At 59.9% G+C, this 17,732-nt stretch carries 17 protein-coding genes; 8 read left to right on the top strand and 9 right to left on the bottom strand.

Annotation, left to right across the window (positions count from 1 at the left end; translation table 11 throughout):
- Positions 1-218: 218 nt before the first annotated feature.
- On the top strand, positions 219-1,007 hold the full coding sequence (locus tag NW853_RS04515) for an ABC transporter permease (RefSeq protein ID WP_414332756.1): 789 nt from the start codon (positions 219-221) through the stop codon (positions 1,005-1,007).
- A gap of 135 nt (positions 1,008-1,142) precedes the next feature.
- Here NW853_RS04515 and metH read toward each other — a convergent pair whose 3' ends face one another.
- Complete coding sequence (gene metH, locus NW853_RS04510) at positions 1,143-4,787, bottom strand: methionine synthase (RefSeq protein ID WP_414348009.1); 3,645 nt, start codon at positions 4,785-4,787, stop codon at positions 1,143-1,145.
- 619 nt (positions 4,788-5,406) lie between these two features.
- Between metH and rpoD the strand changes: the two genes are divergently transcribed.
- From rpoD to NW853_RS04490, 4 genes are read left to right on the top strand one after another with little or no spacing between them, the layout of a single operon-like run.
- Positions 5,407-6,618 (top strand): RNA polymerase sigma factor RpoD, encoded by a 1,212-nt coding sequence (rpoD, locus tag NW853_RS04505; RefSeq protein WP_414332759.1) that lies wholly within the window; start codon positions 5,407-5,409, stop codon positions 6,616-6,618.
- 60 nt (positions 6,619-6,678) lie between these two features.
- Positions 6,679-7,023, top strand: coding sequence for a DUF4342 domain-containing protein (locus tag NW853_RS04500; protein ID WP_414348006.1), 345 nt, complete (start codon positions 6,679-6,681; stop codon positions 7,021-7,023).
- Positions 7,024-7,071: 48 nt separating this feature from the next.
- On the top strand, positions 7,072-7,860 hold the full coding sequence (cobS, locus tag NW853_RS04495) for an adenosylcobinamide-GDP ribazoletransferase (protein WP_414348003.1): 789 nt from the start codon (positions 7,072-7,074) through the stop codon (positions 7,858-7,860).
- Positions 7,857-8,096 (top strand): hypothetical protein, encoded by a 240-nt coding sequence (locus NW853_RS04490; RefSeq protein WP_414348000.1) that lies wholly within the window; start codon positions 7,857-7,859, stop codon positions 8,094-8,096. The genes cobS and NW853_RS04490 overlap by 4 nt, the downstream gene beginning before the upstream one ends.
- Positions 8,097-8,102: 6 nt before the next feature.
- Here NW853_RS04490 and NW853_RS04485 read toward each other — a convergent pair whose 3' ends face one another.
- Positions 8,103-9,035, bottom strand: coding sequence for a bifunctional riboflavin kinase/FAD synthetase (locus NW853_RS04485; RefSeq protein WP_414332766.1), 933 nt, complete (start codon positions 9,033-9,035; stop codon positions 8,103-8,105).
- Positions 9,036-9,067: 32 nt separating this feature from the next.
- On the bottom strand, positions 9,068-9,553 hold the full coding sequence (locus NW853_RS04480; RefSeq protein WP_414332768.1) for a CGLD27 family protein: 486 nt from the start codon (positions 9,551-9,553) through the stop codon (positions 9,068-9,070).
- A gap of 139 nt (positions 9,554-9,692) precedes the next feature.
- Between NW853_RS04480 and NW853_RS04475 the strand changes: the two genes are divergently transcribed.
- Positions 9,693-10,703 (top strand): FHA domain-containing protein, encoded by a 1,011-nt coding sequence (locus NW853_RS04475; RefSeq protein WP_414332770.1) that lies wholly within the window; start codon positions 9,693-9,695, stop codon positions 10,701-10,703.
- 196 nt (positions 10,704-10,899) lie between these two features.
- On the opposite strand, the gene NW853_RS04470 is transcribed toward NW853_RS04475, so the two are convergent.
- The gene (locus tag NW853_RS04470; RefSeq protein WP_414347998.1) at positions 10,900-12,012 is read right to left on the bottom strand and encodes an ATP-dependent 6-phosphofructokinase; all 1,113 of its coding nucleotides are present in this window, start codon (positions 12,010-12,012) and stop codon (positions 10,900-10,902) included.
- Between the two features lie 363 nt (positions 12,013-12,375).
- Between NW853_RS04470 and NW853_RS04465 the strand changes: the two genes are divergently transcribed.
- A complete protein-coding gene (locus tag NW853_RS04465; protein ID WP_414347995.1) occupies positions 12,376-12,735 on the top strand; it encodes a pentapeptide repeat-containing protein in 360 nt (119 codons plus the stop codon).
- 23 nt (positions 12,736-12,758) lie between these two features.
- On the opposite strand, the gene coaD is transcribed toward NW853_RS04465, so the two are convergent.
- Genes coaD through bchB form a run of 4 tightly spaced genes read right to left on the bottom strand, consistent with a single transcriptional unit; the run spans position 12,759 to position 16,194 of the window.
- A complete protein-coding gene (gene coaD, locus NW853_RS04460) occupies positions 12,759-13,238 on the bottom strand; it encodes a pantetheine-phosphate adenylyltransferase (protein ID WP_414348019.1) in 480 nt (159 codons plus the stop codon).
- A 25-nt stretch (positions 13,239-13,263) separates the two neighbouring features.
- Positions 13,264-13,599: a divalent-cation tolerance protein CutA gene (cutA, locus tag NW853_RS04455; RefSeq protein ID WP_414332778.1), complete on the bottom strand. Its 336-nt coding sequence runs from the start codon at positions 13,597-13,599 to the stop codon at positions 13,264-13,266.
- A gap of 10 nt (positions 13,600-13,609) precedes the next feature.
- Positions 13,610-14,611 carry a UDP-glucose 4-epimerase GalE gene (gene galE / locus NW853_RS04450; RefSeq protein ID WP_414332779.1) on the bottom strand — a complete coding sequence of 334 codons (1,002 nt, stop codon included), beginning with the start codon at positions 14,609-14,611 and terminating at the stop codon, positions 13,610-13,612.
- 50 nt (positions 14,612-14,661) lie between these two features.
- Entirely contained in the window at positions 14,662-16,194 is a 1,533-nt protein-coding gene (gene bchB, locus NW853_RS04445; RefSeq protein WP_414332780.1) for a ferredoxin:protochlorophyllide reductase (ATP-dependent) subunit B, read from the bottom strand.
- Between the two features lie 592 nt (positions 16,195-16,786).
- On the opposite strand from bchB, the gene NW853_RS04440 reads away from it, so the two are divergent.
- Positions 16,787-17,089: a Mo-dependent nitrogenase C-terminal domain-containing protein gene (locus tag NW853_RS04440; protein ID WP_414332782.1), complete on the top strand. Its 303-nt coding sequence runs from the start codon at positions 16,787-16,789 to the stop codon at positions 17,087-17,089.
- 35 nt (positions 17,090-17,124) lie between these two features.
- Here NW853_RS04440 and NW853_RS04435 read toward each other — a convergent pair whose 3' ends face one another.
- Positions 17,125-17,352 carry a nucleotidyltransferase family protein gene (locus tag NW853_RS04435; RefSeq protein WP_414347993.1) on the bottom strand — a complete coding sequence of 76 codons (228 nt, stop codon included), beginning with the start codon at positions 17,350-17,352 and terminating at the stop codon, positions 17,125-17,127.
- Between the last annotated feature and the right edge of the window lie 380 nt (positions 17,353-17,732).

The raw sequence follows: 17,732 nt of genomic DNA, 5'->3' as shown, positions 1-17,732 counted from the left end.
TGAAGTCAGAAAAAACTGTACGGCTGTGGGGAGTATGTCAAAGCTGTCGGGATCCCATCGTCAATTCAACGAATTCAGTCACAAATAACCTCATATTGATGAGAGTATTGATGAGAGGCTTTAGCGTGTAGGCATGGTTGCAAGCGGATGCCTGAAACTGGGGAGTTGCCCTCATTTGCTCTACAGTGAGATAGACACAACCGAGATAGCACAACCAAATGTTGCCGAGGGTACCCATCTGGCTGCGGGGAGTGAGCTATGCCATCTATGGCTTTCTCTACCTGCCGATTGTGCTGATTGCCGTCTATTCTTTTAACCGCGCCCGCTTTGGCCTGGCGTGGACGGGTTTTACCTTCGATTGGTACTTGGCTCTCTTTCGCAATGCCGCGATCTGGCAGGCCACGCAAAATACCCTTGTCTTGGCTGGAGTCAGCACTCTGGTGAGCACGGTGCTGGGATCCCTCTTGGGCTACGGGCTGTACCGCTACCGTTTCCCCGGCCAAAGGATTGTGCAGGGGTTGCTGCTGTTGCCGGTAACTGTCCCTGATATTGTGATGGCGATTACGCTGCTGCTGTTTTACCAGTTTGTGCGCGCCTACACCGGCTGGTTTGAGCTGGGCTTGGGGACGATGATCCTGGCCCACATCACCTTTCAGATTGCCTTTGTGGCCATCGTGGTGCGCAGCCGCCTGCAGCTTTTGGATCCCGCTTTGGAGGAAGCCGCCTACGACCTCTACGCCAACACCTGGCAGAAGCTGCGCTATGTAACCTTGCCCCTGGCCAGGCCGGGGATCCTGGCCGCGGCGCTGCTGGCCTTTACCCTCTCCATCGATGACTTTGTCATCTCCTTTTTCACCAGCGGGCCGGAAAGCCAGACCCTGCCCATCCTCATCTACAGCACGGCGCGGCGGGGGGTGACGCCGGAGATCAACGCCCTCTCCACCGTGATCATCCTGGCTACCTTGGTCGTGGTGATGGGGTTTCCCCTGCTCAGCCGCTCCCGCTAGCCCCCCTCTCCCTCAGGGAGAGGGGCTGGGGGTGAGGGTGGATCCCTCAGGGAGAGGGGCTGGGGGTGAGGGTGGATCCCTCAGGGAGAGAGGCCGTGGGTGAGGATCTCAGGGAGAGGGGCTGGGGGTGAGGGATCAAGTATTGAAATAGCGGGCCGCCGGGTGGTAGGCGACGATGGCAGTGGTGGACTGTTCCGGATCCAACTGGTCGCTGTCGTCCATGGTCAGGCCGATGCGCTCGGCCCGGAGCAGCTCCAACAAAACCCGCTGATCGGCGATGTTGGGGCAGGCAGGATAGCCGAAGCTGTAGCGGGAGCCGCGGTAGCCCTGGTGCAGGATCTGGCGGATGTCGGGGCTGTCCTCGCCGCCAAAGCCCAGCTCCCGCCGGATGCGGGCGTGGCACCACTCTGCTAAGGCTTCTGCCAGGGTGACGGCCAGGCCGTGGAAGTAGAGGTAGTCGGTGTACTGGCCTTCGGCAAACAGGCGCTGGGCGTAGGCCGTAGCCTCTGGCCCCACTGTAACTGCCTGCATGGGGAAAACGTCCACCAGGCCGGTGGAGCGATCGGCGAAGAAGTCGGCAATGCAGAGGCGCTGGCCGGTTTTTTGGCGGGGGAAGGTGAAGCGGGCCAGCTCCCGCACCTGGGGAGAAAGCTGGGGGCGCTCGACGGTGGGCAGTTGGAAGTAGGTGGTGGAGCCGGGCTCTAGAGCAAACAGCTCGGGGAAGCTGGCCGGGTCGAAGAGGATTAACGTATTCCCTTCCGCCTGCGCCGGGAAGTAGCCATAGACCACCTGCGGGTGCAGCAGGTCTTCGCTCAGGATCCGCTCCTTCCAACGCTCGATCACCGGCTCCACCTGGGTGGCGAGAAACTGGGCAAACTCCTCCGCCGACTGGTCGCGCGGCTTGCGGATCTGCCACTGGCCGGCCACCAGGGCCTGCTTGTCGATATAGAAGAAGACTTCCGGCCAGGGGATCTGATCTGAGGCGAGAACTTTGGATCCCCAGAAGGGGGGGATGGGCCGCTCGGTATCCAGGGTAACCGCCTCGGAACGACGGGTGTCTGCCCCACCGTCGCCAGCCGAGACCGCAAGGGCAGGAGCAGCACCCACAGTGGTCTCCGGGGGAGGCAGGGTGGGATCCGCTGGATCCGCAGCAGCCTCCTTCTGGCCGTTGACTCGCTGCTCCAAGTCATCCAGAAAACCCAGCCGGTCATCCCAGCGCCCGGCAGCCTTGGCCTGCATCAGCCGATCCATAAAGTGCAGGTCGGTAAAGGCATCGCGGCCATAGATGACTTGGCCCTTGTAGGTCTGGCGGCAGTCTTCTTCCACAAAGCGGCGGGTAAGGGCCGCCCCCCCTAGGATCACAGGCACGGCGATGCCCCGCTCGTTAAACACCTCCAGATTTTCTTTCATAAACGCAGTGGATTTCACCAACAGGCCGCTCATGGCAATGCAGTCGGGCTTGTACTTTTCATAAGCCTCGATGATGTTTTCCACCGGCTGCTTGATGCCCAAATTGATGACCTTGTAGCCGTTGTTGGTGAGGATGATGTCCACCAGGTTTTTGCCGATGTCGTGGACATCCCCCTTGACGGTGGCGATCAAGAAGGTGCCCTTGCACACCTCCCCGCCCACCTTTTCCATGAAGGGCTCTAGGTATTTCACCGCCGCCTTCATGGTTTCTGCCGACTGCAGCACAAAAGGCAGTTGCATTTTGCCGGCGCCAAAAAGCTCCCCCACCTCCTTCATGCCGTCCAGCAAAAAGGTATTGATGATCTCCAGGGGGGAGTATTTCTGCAGCGCCTCCGCCAGGGTCTCCTCCAGGCCGATGCGCTCCCCATCGATGATGTGCCGCCGCAGCCGCTCCTCCAGCGGCAGCTTGGCCAGGGATCCCGCCGCCCGCAGCTCCTGGCTGGAAACCCCTGCAAACAGCTCCGTCAGCCGCGCCAGGGGATCGTAGGTGCAGATGCCCTCAGCGTTAAACTGCCGCCGATCCCAAATGAGATCCCGGCACACCTGCTGCTGCTCCTCCGGGATCTTGCTTAGGGGCAGGATTTTGGCGGCGCTGACGATGGCGGCATCCAGCCCGGCCTGGCGGCACTCGTGCAAAAACACCGAGTTCAAGACCACGCGGGCTGCCGGCGAAAGTCCAAAGGAGATGTTGGAGATGCCCAAGAGGATGTGGGTATCGGGGAAAGCCTGGCGGATGCGGCGGATCCCTTCCAGGGTGGCCGCTCCGTTGGCGCGGTCTTCCTCAATGCCGGTGGAAATGGGCAAAGCCAAGGGGTCAAAGAAAATCTCGTAGGGCGGGATCCCGTACTCAACTGCCTGGCGATAGGCCCGCTCGGCAATCTGGAACTTCTTCTCGGCGGTGCGGGCCATGCCCTCCTCGTCGATGGTGCCGATGACCACCCCCGCGCCGTAGGTCTTGGCCAGCTCCAGCACCTTGAGGAAGCGCTCTTCCCCATCCTCGTAATTGGTGGAGTTGAGCAGGCACTTGCCCCCGGCCACCTTGAGGCCAGCCTCCATCTTCTGCCAGTCGGTGGAATCCAGCATCAGGGGAAGCGGGATCTGGGTCACCAGCCGCGAGACCAGCTCCCGCATATCCCGCACCCCATCCCGGCCCACGTAGTCCACGTTCACGTCGAGGATGTGGGATCCCTCCCGCACCTGCTCCCGCGCCAGGGCCACCAGGCCGTCCCAATCTTCAGCGTTGAGCAGCTCCCGCATCTTCTTGGAGCCGCTGGCATTGAGCCGCTCGCCGATGATTAAAAACGAGTTGTCCTGGAGGTAGGGCTGGGGCGAGTAGATCGAGGCGGCAGCCTGGATGCGCTCGACGGCGCGGCGTTTGGGCCGCAACCCCTGGACGGCTGCCACCAAGGCGGCGATGTGCTCCGGGCGGGTGCCGCAGCAGCCCCCCACCACCGCCACCCCCAGATCCCGCACAAAGTGTTCCAGGTGGAAGCGCAACTGCTCCGGCGTCAGCTTGTAGTGGGCCTTGCCGCCGATGTTTTCCGGCAGACCGGCGTTGGGGATGCAGGAGATGGGGAAGGGGGAATGGCGGGAGAGGTAGCGGATGTGCTCGGCCATCTTGTCCGGCCCGGTGGCGCAGTTGAGGCCCAGCACATCGATGGGGTAGGGCTCCAGGACGGCCAGCGCCGCCCCGATCTCCGTGCCCACCAGCATCGTCCCCTGCACCTCAAAGGTCAGGGACACCACCACCGGCAGGCGGATCCCCCGCCGGGCCAACTCCTGCTGCACGGCCACCAAGGCCGCCTTGGTCTGCAGAATGTCCTGACAGGTCTCGATAATGAGGAGATCCGCCCCGCCGTCGAGGAGCCCCCGCACCTGCTCCTCATAGGCAGCCCGCATCTGGTCAAAGCCGATGTGCCCCAGGGTGGGCAGCTTGGTGGTGGGGCCGATGGAGCCGGCCACAAAACGAGGCTTTTCCGGCGTTGAGAACTCGGCTGCCACCCGCTTGGCCAGCCGCGCCGCCGCCACGTTGAGCTCGTAGGCTTTTTCCGGGATCCCGTACTCGGCCAAGACAATCGAGGTGGCGCCAAAGGTATTGGTCTCGATGACGTCGGCCCCCACCTCTAGAAAACCCCGGTGAACCTGCGCCACCGCCTCCGGCTTGCTCAGCACCAGGATCTCGTTGCAGCCTTCCAGCTCCGGCCCACCAAAATCGGCTGCCGTCAGGTTCTGGGCTTGCAGAGAGGATCCCATTGCCCCGTCGAAGACGATCACACGTTCCTGGAGATGCTGTAGGAAGGGATGGGTCATAGGCGGTGCGGCGCAGGCAGGGATCAAGTTGGATCTAAAGAAAGTCTGATTTAAGGTAGCATTGAGCCTTTCGCTTGGACTAGACCGAGGCCAGGGATCCGACTTTGGTTATTGAGGTGGATTTAACATTTTCTTTGCCTGCCCCGTTGCTGTTTCCCCAAGGTCGGGCTAATTTAGGGAAGACGTTTTGGTGAGAACGGCTACAGTTGCCTGCAAGTGCTCCCTTTGAGGCCATTTGCTGCCTGCTGTAGAGGGATCTTCTTCTCCTAGGTTGGAGTGGTTGAGGTGCTGAATGTCCTGTCCCCCTGGTGAAGTGCCTCGCCTGCCGTCGCAAGATTGGCGAAGAAAAAGATCCGCCTTTCGCAACTGCGAGAGGCTCCGTCCATCAAGATGAGTCTTGCGCCAGTTCAGTTAAGCCCCATGAGCGATATCTGCTTCCAGATTGACCGGAGCAATCGCCTATTAGAAGCGGGCAAGCCAGGTTTTGGTTTGCCGGTCTAACTCTCTCACTCTGGCGCTGTGGGAGGCGGCAGAGCTGCAACTGGCTCTCCTCCTTTTGGCGTCTAGCCTCCTCTAGTCACCTTCTGTTGTCTGTGATCAGGATCACGAGGAACTCAGCATGGCTCAAGCAAAGGAATTGGTGCAGTCTGGTCAAACAGCGCTTCTCGAACCGGATCTGGAAAATCCATCTTCCAGCGCTCTGGAGTTGGAGAGTGGGACGGACACGCTCGAGAGCGAACTGGATACCGGTGACACTGATGCTTTTGATGAGGATGAGGACGAAGAAGAGGTAGCAGACGAGGATGGCGAGACTGTCGCCGTCGGCGCCAAGGGTCGTTCGAAGCGCAAAGCGGCCAGTAAGAAAAAGCCCTACACCGATGACTCCATCCGGGTCTATTTACAGGAAATCGGGCGCATCCGGCTGCTGCGGGCCGATGAGGAAATCGAGCTGGCCCGCAAAATTGCCGATCTGCTGGAGCTAGAGCGCGCTCGCGAGGCCGTTTTTCAGCGCATGGGCCTCTGGTCGGATCCAGAGGAGGTGCCCGACACCCTCTGGGCAGAGGAAGTCAAAATGTCCCTGCCGGAATTTCGGCGGCGGTTGCATCGGGGGCGGCGGGCCAAAGAAAAGATGGTGCAATCCAACCTGCGCTTGGTGGTGTCCATCGCCAAAAAATACATGAACCGGGGCTTGTCGTTTCAGGATCTTATCCAAGAGGGATCCCTGGGCCTGATCCGGGCAGCAGAAAAGTTTGACCACGAGAAGGGCTACAAGTTTTCCACCTATGCCACCTGGTGGATCCGCCAGGCCATCACCCGCGCCATTGCCGACCAATCCCGCACCATTCGCCTGCCCGTCCACCTCTACGAGACGATCTCCCGCATCAAAAAGGTGACCAAGTTGCTTTCTCAGGAGCTGGGCCGCAAGCCCACCGAAGAGGAGATCGCCACCCGCATGGAGATCACCATCGAAAAGTTGCGCTTTATCGCCAAGTCGGCCCAGCTCCCCATTTCTTTAGAAACGCCCATCGGCAAGGAAGAGGATTCGCGCCTGGGCGACTTTATCGAGTCCGACGGGGAGACGCCGGAGGATCGGGTGGCCAAAGTCTTGCTCAGAGAAGATCTGGAGAGCGTTTTGGAAACCCTCACCCCCCGCGAACGGGATGTGCTGAAGCTGCGCTACGGCCTGGATGACGGCCGCATGAAAACCTTGGAAGAAATCGGCCAGATCTTTAATGTAACCCGCGAGCGGATCCGGCAGATCGAGGCTAAGGCTCTGCGCAAGCTGCGCCACCCCAATCGCAACAGTGTGTTGAAAGAGTACATCCGCTAGGATCCGGTCTTAGGATGGACTCAGTTGCCGCTGCCAACCGACGTATGGAGCCTCTTCAGCATGAACCCCCATGAGACGCCGGATCCCAACTCCTCTGCAAAGGCCGACGGGGAGGGCAGGGATCTGCCTCCGGCCAGGCTGGAGTACCACGTGGAGGAGTTTAAGATCAGCGGGGACGAGCTGTTGGCCAAGATCCGCGAGCTGATCGAAGAGGCCAATGTTCGCCGCATCTTGATCAAAAATGCCGAAGGGCAGACGTTGATCGAGATCCCTCTGGGCGTAGGAGTGGCCGCAGGGGTGTTGGGGGCGGCTCTGTTTCCGGTGTTGGCGGCTGTGGGAGCGATCGGAGCTCTGGTGGCCAAGCTGACCGTTGTTGTGGAGCGAACCATTCGCGATGATTCCTAGCCCGCCAAGCTTGTTCCAGCGGCTGATGCCCGCCTCAAGGCCGAGCCGGTGAGGCGTTTGTGGGCAGCTTTGACTTTCTACACCGCCTTGCCTTTGGGGCGGGCGGGTGGGCTATCGTTTGAGGGCATCGCCGTCTGGCTGCCGGTGGTAGGCCTGCTGCTGGGCGGGATCCTCTCCCTGGCGGCGCTTCTGCTGCAGATGTTCCCAAATGCGGTGCGAGCGGCTTTGCTGGTGGCTCTGTGGGCTCTGTTGACCGGTGGGCTGCACCTAGACGGGGTGGCCGATACGGCTGATGGCCTGGCGATCAACGTCCACAAACATCCTCAGGCAGGGGATCCGCAACCGTCGGCCCGGCACCTGGAGGGATCCCGCCGCCTGCAGGTGATGAGCGACAGCCACACCGGGGCCTATGGGGTGCTGGCCTTGCTGCTGCTGCTGCTGCTGAAATTTGCCGCTCTGAGCAGCCTTCAGGTCTGGCCTCTCTTGCTGCTGGTGCCGGCTTGGGGGCGTTGGGGCCAGTTGCTCGCCATCGCCCTTTACCCCTATCTGCGCCGGCAGGGATCCGCCCGCTTCCTCAAAGACTCCACTGCTCTGCCGGGATCCCTGTGGCCGGGCACGCTGCTGTTGCTGGCCATCACTGGGGGGTTGGGCTGGGCCGGACTCCTGGCTTGGCAGCCTTTGCTGCTTTGGACGCTGGGATCTGCCCTGGGAGCCCTGGCCGTGGGCTATTGGATCTACCGCCAGTTGGGAGGGCACACGGGGGACACCTACGGAGCTACGGTGGAATGGTCAGAAGCGATAGCCTTGTTGTGGGGATCCCTGCTCGAGCCATCATGAACCTTCTGGCCGCCCTGAAAACCTCCTTCCAGATCACCCTCGCTCCCCCATCCATCGACCGTGTCCACCAAGAGGCATCCCATCCGGGCAATGGGGCAGTGGTGGTGATGAGCAGCTCTGTTCGCGATAACAACCTCAAGCACAACGCCCCCATCTGGGAAAAAGAACACCGGAGGGATGGCAGCAGCGCCTGGGTGAGCATGGGCGCTTGCCAACTCTCTGCGAGAGGATGTTAAGCCCCTCTACAGCAGGCCCACGTGCTCGGCCAAGCCCAACTGCTGACGGGCCGTTTGGCAGTCTTGCTGAATTTGCTGCACCAAATCCGCCACTGCCGGAAACCTCCGCTCTGGGCGAATAAAGCCCTGCAGCGCCACTTGCACCTCTTGCCCGTAGAGATCCCCTGTCCAATCCAGCAGATGTACCTCGACGGTGTGCTGTAGCCCGGCAAACGTGGGGCGGTGACCGATGTTCATCACCCCAGGCAGGGCTGCCGCCGCCGCAGGCACATCCACCCAAACGCTGTACACCCCATCGCGGGGCAAAAACTTCTCCGGGGGCAGGCGCAGATTGGCGGTGGGAAAGCCCAGTTGTCGGCCCCGCTGATCCCCTCGCACCACCTCTCCCATCAGCCGATAGGGGCGACCCAAGAGCGCTGCGGCGGTGGACACCTCCCCGGTCGCTAAGGCAGCGCGAATGCGGGAGCTGCTCACCCGTTCCCCGTTCAGTTGTGCCTCTGGGATCACCTCCACCGGAATGCAGCGCTCGGATCCCCAGGCTTGGAGGGTTTGGGCGTTGCCGGCACGACGGTGGCCAAAGCAGAAATCCCAGCCGACGCTGAGATGGCGAGCGCGCAAGCCCTGTTCCAGTACTGTTTGGATAAACTCTTGGGGCGGCTGGCGGGCAAATGCAGGGGTGAAGGGGAGCAACACCACCTGCTCAAAACCCATCTGCGCCAACAGAGCCAGCTTTTCGGCAGGGGGAGTGAGCAACAGTTGCCGGCGCCCTGTCAGCACTTCTTGGGGATGGGGATGAAAGGTGAGGACGGTGCGCACCCCCTGGAGAGAGTCTCGAATCGGCTGCAGCACCTTCTGATGGCCCAGATGCAGGCCATCGAAGTTGCCGATGGCCACAGCGGTGGGTCGCAAGGTTTGAGCCAAATCAGAAGTTACATGCACAGTTTGGGATCCCGAACAACAGCCAACCCCCTCTACTCCAATGGCCAAAGCAGGGCCACCAGCCCGCTTAAGCCCACCACACCCCACAGGCTGCGTCGCAGGCGCTGCAACACAGGGTCGATCTGATAGCTGACGATCAGCCGATGCTGAGCCAGTTCCTCTTCCGATTTGGCATACATCGCCCCATCGTACCAGCCACTTTCTTCATAGGGGATCCGGGCCTGCAGCAAGCGCCGCCGCACATAGGCCCATCCCAAATAAAGATGGAGCAACACCAGGCCGAGCAAAGCATTGGCCCCCAGCACAGACCCAGAGACGAAGTGGCCCCAGTCCCCGGCAAAGCTGCTCCAAACCAGCGGGGAAACCGCCAGCACGACCGCTCCCCAAACAGCGCCGATTCGCCGGAGATAAGGAATCCACCCCAAAGCGGGCCAGGAGAAAGGAAAAGACTCCCTTAGCTCGGCATACTGCCGCAGCGGCTGTTGCTCAGCAGGAATGGGATGGGCAGGATCCAGCATACACCTTAATGTATCTACACAAAATGATATCGGTCGGGTCAGCTCCCCGCCAAGCCCATTCTCAGAGCCCGCCCCGATAACCGAAGGCGAGCGGGGTATCGTATTGAGTAGTGTGGTCGCGTCTACAATCCCTCTTGCCATGAGCTTCACGAGCGAATCTGCCGCCGCACCCTATGTCGTCCTGAGAGAGCCGGACGGCAGCCAGAGGAAGTACATTCTCTCCGGAGCGACCGCTTGGACGCTGGGCCGCGATGAAGACAACGCCATCGTCCTAACCGATCCCAGCGTTTCGCGCCAACATGCCCTGCTGCAATACCTCGACCACAACAGCATCTATCTCATCGATCTGGGCAGCCGCAACGGCTCCTTCGTCAACAATCGCCGCGTCAGCATTCCCACCCTGCTGCAAGATGGAGATCACCTCACCCTTGGACAATCCCAGCTCGAGTTTCACAGCGGATCCCTGGCCAGCTCAGAACCCAGTTCTGCGGCCAAACCGTCGGACACTCTGGTTCTGCAAACCCGCTGGCTGATCTCGGTGGCTGTGGTGGATGTGCGCGGTTACGGACAACTGACCCAACAACTGGACGAGCGCCTGCTGTCGCAGGTGATGGGCGATTGGTTCCGGCGGGGCGGAGATATCATTCAGCAGTACGGCGGCACGGTCGATAAATACATTGGCGATGCGATCATGGCCGTTTGGTTCCACGCGCCCCAAGCCAACCCAGCTCCCCTGGAAACCGCAGCGCCGGGAATGGATCTCGACGTCAAGTCGGTTTTGCAGGCCATGACGAAGCTGTTTCAAATGACCGAGCACCTGAACGGCGAGTTTCCCCTGCCTTCTCCCATCCGGCTGGGGGCAGGTGTCAACACCGGCTCGGCGATTGTGCGCCAGGTGGGCAACAACACTCGCCAGGAGTACACGGCCTTGGGAGATACAGTGAATTTGGCCTTTCGCATCGAGAGTGCCACCCGCACCCTCAACACCGACTTGGCCATCAGCCACGACACCTATATCTGCTTGGCCAAACAACTGGGGCAGGCAGCCACCTGCTTCTCGCAGCAGGCCGTAGAGCTGAAGGGGTATGCCCACCCTCATCAGGTGTACTACTGCGATGTGGGGTCTTTGCAAGCCGTTCTCGGCACCTAGACCCCGCCTCCCGATACCCGTGGGATCCCGCCGTTCCTCCAGAACCTTCTGCTGCTCCTTTACAGGTGGTCACTTTTCGGTCACCTTGGAGTTTCGCCGTCCGGTGAACGGGATCCCGCGCTTGGGTCGCCAAAGCCAGATGTGGTGTAGGTTCCCCGATATCGGCGGAAGATTGTCTCTGCCGGCGGTAACTTGCTCAGGGGGAAAGGCGGCGCAGAAGCTGGGGATCCACCTCGCCCACATAGGTATTCAACCCGATAGCCGTGGCGATCAAAGCCCCATCCACCTCCACCCGCCGGTATTGGGCGATGGCCTCTGCCAGGGGCACATCCACCACCCGCCGGTTTTGCCAGGCCACCATGCGGTCGTACTTGCCCTGGGCGATCAGGTCCACAGCCGCCACCCCAAAGGCTGCTCCCAGCAGGCGATCCAGCGGCGAAGGGGTGCCTCCCCGCTGCAGATGGCCCAAAACCATCACCCGCGTCTCGATGCCGGTGCGCAGGGCGATCTCGTTGCCAATATAATGGCCAATGCCACCGTAGAGAGACTGCCCCAGGCTGTTGGTGTAGGTTATGGGCTCGCCTGACTCGGTGGGAACGGCCTCCGCCACCACCACAATGCTGAAATTGTTGCCCCGCTCTTTGCGGTCGAGGATCCTTTTGCAGACATTCTCCAGCTTGTAGGGGATCTCCGGGATCAAGATCACATGCGCCCCCCCGGCAATGCCGGCGCTGATGGCAATGTGACCGGCATCCCGCCCCATCACCTCCATGACCATAACCCGGCTGTGGCTGATGGCCGTGTAGGTGAGCTGATCCAGGGCCTCCACAGCCACGCTCAGAGCCGTATTGAACCCCACCGAATACTCGGTGGCGCCAACATCGTTGTCGATGGTCTTAGGGATCCCGACGAAGTTCCAATCCCCCTGCAGAGCCAATTGCCGGAGAATGGCCAGGCTGCCATCCCCGCCCACCCCGATCAAAGCATCCAAGCCCAGCCGGTGGTAGCCGGTGATCACCTCTGCCGAGCGATCCACCAAGCTGCCGTCGGGCATGGGATAGGCGAAGGGGTTGCCCTTGTTGACAGTGCCCAGGATGGTGCCACCATAGCGCAAAATGCCGGAAACCCGCTTGACATCCAGCAGCTCCGCCTCCACCGGTCGGGCCATCAGTCCTGCCGTCGCATCTTTGATGCCGTAAACATCCATGTCGTAGTCGCGGGCCCGCCGCACCACCGCTCGAATCACAGCGTTGAGACCGCCGCAATCGCCGCCGCTGGTGAGGATCCCGATTCGCTTACGTTTGGGCATAGGTCTCTGGCTGAAAAAGGGCGAACATCCTAAACATCGATTGCAGAGAAAAAGGAGAGGTTGAGGGATCCCTACAACCCAGCAAGATCAGGTTAGCCTGCCTTGCCGGCGCAGTTTGTCTTGGGCGATAAGCCCAGACGTTAAGTATCCTTCACAAAAACAATTAAGAAACATTGCCGCACAAACCCGCAATTTGGGCAAGCTGCGATATCTCCGAGGATAGATCTTTCCGAAAAAACTTGGGGCAACGATCGACTCAAAAAATGAAATCATTTGTTAAGCAGGGATGATCAAAACCCACTCAACCCGATGATAAAGATGAGCATAGAGATAGGGTCTCAAGTCTCGTTTGGGAGAAGTATTATGACTCAAACCATTGCTCAGTGTGCTCTGCAAGGGGCCGCGGAGTTGCTCAGCCGCTACCAGCGGGGAGAGCGCCATTTTCCCCAATCCTGCTTAGAGTACGCTTTTTTGAGGGGGGCAGATCTGCGGCACGCCGATCTCCAGGGATCCGATTTGCATGGGGCCAACCTGCGCTATGCCAACCTGCGCGGCAGCAATATGGCCAATGCCGATCTGCGCTGTGCCGATCTGCGCTATGCCGACCTGGAGGGAGCCCGTTTGGAAGGAGCCAACTTGAGTGGCTCCCAGTACAACCACAGCACCTGCTTTCCGGCAGGGTTTGACCCGGCGGCGGCAGGGATGCAACTGCTTGAATTTTAGTTGGCAATTCGGCTGCCCAAGCCTCAGGGCAGGGGAAAGCGCTCCCGCAGATCTTGAACCACCGGCGCCGGCACGAGATGGTCGATGGGGCCGCCCAGCTTGGCGACCTCCTTGACCAGGCTGCTGCTGACGAAGCTGTGTTCGCTGGCGGTGGCGAGGAAGAGGGTTTCCAGTTCGGGGGCCAGCAGCTTGTTGGTGTGGGCCATTTGCAGCTCCACATCGAAGTCCGACAGGACGCGCAAGCCACGCACAATGACTTTTGCCCCCCGTTGACGGGCATAGGCCACCGTCAAGCCGGAAAAGGTATCGACCTCAACGTTTTTCAGATGGGCAGTGGAAAGGCTAATCTGGGCCTGCCGCTGCTCGGGGCTGAAGAGGGGGGTTTTGTTGGGGTTTTTTAAGACGGCGACGATCACCTTGGAAAAAAGACGGCTGGCCCGCTCGATGATATCGAGATGCCCAAGGGTAATGGGATCGAAGCTACCGGGATAGAGAGCGATCATGGCCAAGCTGGAGTCGTGCTATTCTTCACCCTACCTGGTCGCGGGCCCAAGCCAAATAGGTGGCGCTCACTTGGCTGGCTGGGATGGCCAGAATCTCCGGCTCTTCATAGGGATGTAGCTCCCGCAGCCGTTGTTCGAGCCGAGGATAGGCGGTCGCGGGCAATTTGAACAGGAGGAGGAACTCAGCATCGGTCTGCAGGGATCCCTGCCAGCGATAGTAGGACGTAATTCCGGGCAAGATCTGGGCACAGGCCACGTGACGTTCGGCCACCAAGGTGTGGGCCAAGCGGTGGGCTTCGGCCTCGGATCCCACCGTGGTCATCACAACCAAGAGGCTATTGGGTGCATCTGTGTTGTCCATTCAGGTGCTCCTAGAGCAGGGATGTGCCTTTGGCAAAATAGGGCCGCTTCTGGTGCCAGCGCCAGGCTGTTTGAATGATCTCGGCCAAGTCGCTGTAGAGAGGTTTCCAGTTGAGATCCCGCAGGATGGCACCGGCATCGCCCACCAGGCAGGGGGGATCCCCCGGTCGGCGTGCTCCCATTTGCACCGGGATCTGTTGTCCGGTCACGGCTTCGGCGGCGGCGATGACCTCCCTGACGGAAAAGCCTTGGCCATTGCCCAGGTTATAGGCTGCTTGCACGGGCCGGCCAGAGGCCAGCGCCTCTGCTGCCAATACGTGGGCTTGAGCCAGGTCGGCGACATGGATGTAGTCTCGAATACAGGTGCCATCAGGGGTCTCGTAGTCATCTCCGAAAACGGTGATGTGGGGACGTTGGCCGGCGGCGGCATCCAGCACCAAAGGGATCAGGTGGGTTTCCGGGTCATGGGCTTCACCGATTTCGCCGTCGGGATCGGCGCCGGCGGCGTTGAAGTAGCGCAGGCTGATGGACTGGATCCCGTGGGCAGCCCGAAAATCCCGCAAGATCTGCTCCACCATCAGCTTGCTCTGGCCGTAGGGGTTGATGGGACGTTGCGGATGACTTTCAGGGATGGGGAGCCGCTCTGGCACCCCGTAAGTGGCGCAGGTGCTGGAGAACACAATGTACGGGATCCCGTGATCTCGCATGGCCTCCAACAAACTCAGGGATCCGGCCACATTGTTGCGGTAGTACTTGCCGGGATCCTTGACCGACTCACCCACATAGGCATAGGCGGCAAAGTGGATCACCCCTTCCGGTCGATAGCGTCGGATCACCTGATCCAGTCGCTCGCGGTCGGCAATGTCGCCGATTTCCAACGGCCCCCAGCGAACCGCCCAGGGGTGCCCGTAAATCAAGTTGTCGTAAGCAATGGGGAGATGGCCAGCAGCCGCCAGAGCTTTGCAGGTGTGGCTGCCGATGTATCCTGCCCCGCCCGTAACCAAAAGCCGCATAGGCAGACGTCAGAGCAAAAGGTTGTTAAAGGTTGCCGAGGGGATCCCTATCAAGCGCCAAAAGCCTCCTTAGCGGCGTACATCACCTCCACGCTGATCTCAGCCAAGCCCCGCTCGCGGGCAAATTTTTCGGTGTTGCGCTTCACCTTGCCCCGCACAAAGCCGGGCACCTTGTTCAGCTCCGCCTGGGCCTCCCGCGTCCAGATGAGATCGGAATCGGCGCTCAGGCTCTTGTGGATCACTTCTTTGGTGTCGTGGCCGCCGAAGACCTCCAGCAGATGATCCTCCATGCCCAGCGTAAAGGAGTTGTAGATTAAGTCCACAACTTGGTTGGCGCCCTCGTAGCCCAAAAAGGGCTTGTAGCCGATGGGAAAATCCTGCACGTGGATGGGCGCGGAGATCACCCCACAGGGGATCCGCAGCCGTTTGCCCACATGCCGCTCCATCTGGGTGCCGAAGATAGCAGCAGGCTCCGCCTGGGCAATGGCATCGGCCACACGGGTGTGATCCTCCGTCAGCAGAACCTGATCGCAATACCCGCCCACCTCCGCCTGAAACCACTCGCCATCGTAGGTGCAATAGCTGCCCGCCCAGACCACGTGGATCCCCATCTCGCGGGCCAGGATCTTGGTGATCGCTGCCGCATGGGTGCAATCCCCAAAAACCACTGCCTTTTTGCCGGTCAGGTTTTGGCAATCGATGGAGCGGGAGAACCAGGCCGCCTGGGAAACATGTAGGGTCTGCTCCTGGATGTAGGGCTCGTAGTCCGCCCGGATCCCTTGCTCGTTGAGAACCTGCTGGATTTGGCGGATGAAGCGGGCTGTTTCCACCACTCCCATGGGGGTGATCTCCACGTAGGGCGTGCCAAACTGCTCCTGCAAGTAGCGAGCTGTCATCGGCCCCAGTTCGCGGTAGGGCACCACGTTGAACCAGGCCCGCCCCAGATGCTTGAGATCGTGGACGCTGGCCCCCTGCGGGATCACCAAGTTAAGGTCGATACCCAGATCCCGCAGCAGCTTTTTCAACTCCCGCAGATCGTGGGCGTGGTGAAAGCCCAGGCTGGAGATGCCGAGGATGTTGCAGGAAGGACGTTCCGTCTTCTGGGCTAAGCCGTCCAATTCGCCGCTTTTGCGGGCTTTGTTGATGTAGAACTCCACAATCTGCTGCAGGGTGCGATCGGCGGCCTGCAACTCGTTGACCCGGTAGTGGTTGACATCGGCCAGCAGCACGTCGCAGCGGCTGGCCAACTGCGCCTGCCGCACAAAGTGATGCAGATCCTCCTGCAAAATGCTGGAGGTGCAGGTGGGGGTGACGACAATCAAATCCGGCTGCTCCTCGCCATCTTTGCGGACGATGTTGCGAATCACCTTCTCGTCCGATCCCCGCGCCAACACCTGCCGGTCAACGACGCTGGTGGTTACCGGGGTAAAGTCCCGCTCCCGCTCCAACATGGAACGCATCACGTTGAAATAGTCGTCCCCCAGGGGAGCATGCATGATGCTGTGGACATTTTTGAAGGAACTGGCCACCCGCAGCGTGCCGATGTGGGCGGGGCCAGCATACATCCAATAGGCCAATTTCATAAGCAGCCTCTGAAGAAAGACCGAGGTAACAAAAAGGAGATTCCCATCCCCTGCCCGCTTCTCACTCGCTGGGAACCTCTCCTGGAATTGTAGAGTGCCCAGCAGCCGGGATCCCTTGCTCGTTATCTCCTGTAACTCTCGACAACAACATCTTGAGAAAATATTGATCATAAAGAAAAACAATGCTTCAAGGTAACTTTTGGTGCGGGGATCCCTCTACCATAGGCCCAAGCTCTGTTCCATCCTGGAAATAGGGACAACAGCCTTGAGCTGGATCCCCAAGCCCTGGCAGCTCGCCAGGCAAGGCGGTCAATTCTGTAGTTTTCGTTGCAGGTTAACTTTTGAATACAAAATGTGTACCTCTACAAACTTGAGCAGAGATTTTGTGTTACCCAGGCAAGTTTCTGGCCGCCGAAGGCAGACTGAGTCTGGAGAGAAACGCCTTCCTGTTTCCCTAGATACAAACCCGGGCAGGAGAGCATGACTGCTGCAGAGAGCGAACACCCTTGAGGTGTTGAGGTGAAAGCTTATGGGCTCTACCACGATTTCTTGGCAACGTGCGCGCAAAGCTTCAGAGGAGCAAACGGATTCCATGACTTCCACGTACTTCAAGCCTGCGGCTCACCTGCGCGACTGGCTGCAGGCGCCCTTGCAACCAATTCGAGCGGCAATTGACAGCATTGAAGTTGGGGATCCCCGGCTGGCCCACTTTTTGTGTCGGTGGATCCCGGCTCGCTGTCCTTTCGAGCGAGATGTGGTGCTGTGTGGCCACAAAATAATGCACATTCCACCGATGTGCAAGCTCAACCCCTTCTACGATCAGGTGGTAGGGCTGCGCTTCCGGGCTTTGTCGTTCTTGGCAGAACAGGGAGAAGACATCAGCCGCTATCTCTAGATTGGCTCTTGGTTTAGATGATACTTCACAGATATTCACGGGACATAGATTGCTTCTTTTTCTATCAATGGATGGAGTTCGGGGCGCAGAGCCTTGTCGGTGAAAAGGTCTAAGGAGCATCCAAGTTTATCTTCCAAGTAGAAGAGCAGACTCAAGTAATGCTTGGAGTCGGCTTTACCCATAAATTCAACTAGGATATCGATGTCGCTGCCGGCTTGATCCTCGCCACGAGCGGTTGAGCCAAAGAGGGCCAGTCGCCGCACGCCAAACTGCTCTTAAATCTCGGCAAATTGCTCGCCGAGCAATTGTAATACTTGTTGTTTCCTCATGGTTGGGCAGATTGGATCACTCACTTGTCAACTCTCTAAGGAGGAACGCAGGTTGGCCGCTTGTTTCGATCTTCCAGGCTCACACAGGTAGGTGTTTATTCTAGCTATCTTTAGGAGTCACGGAGTCCGGTTCAAGGGATCCCTGGCCGTCCAAAAGCCGTTGAAAAACTATGGCCACTTCAACCTAGGTTAAGACAGTCTCCAAGCGGTTCTCGCCACTACCCAAGCACTCGGCGCCGCTGCCCTCACCCCCGGCCCCTCTCCCACCCTCACCCCCGGCCCCTCTCCCAAAGGGAGAGGGGAGTTGGGGAGAG

It is taken from the genome of Synechococcus sp. H55.11 (assembly GCF_047462475.1).
Lineage (GTDB): Bacteria > Cyanobacteriota > Cyanobacteriia > Thermostichales > Thermostichaceae > Thermostichus.
This window is presented reverse-complemented; position numbering and strand designations above follow the sequence as displayed.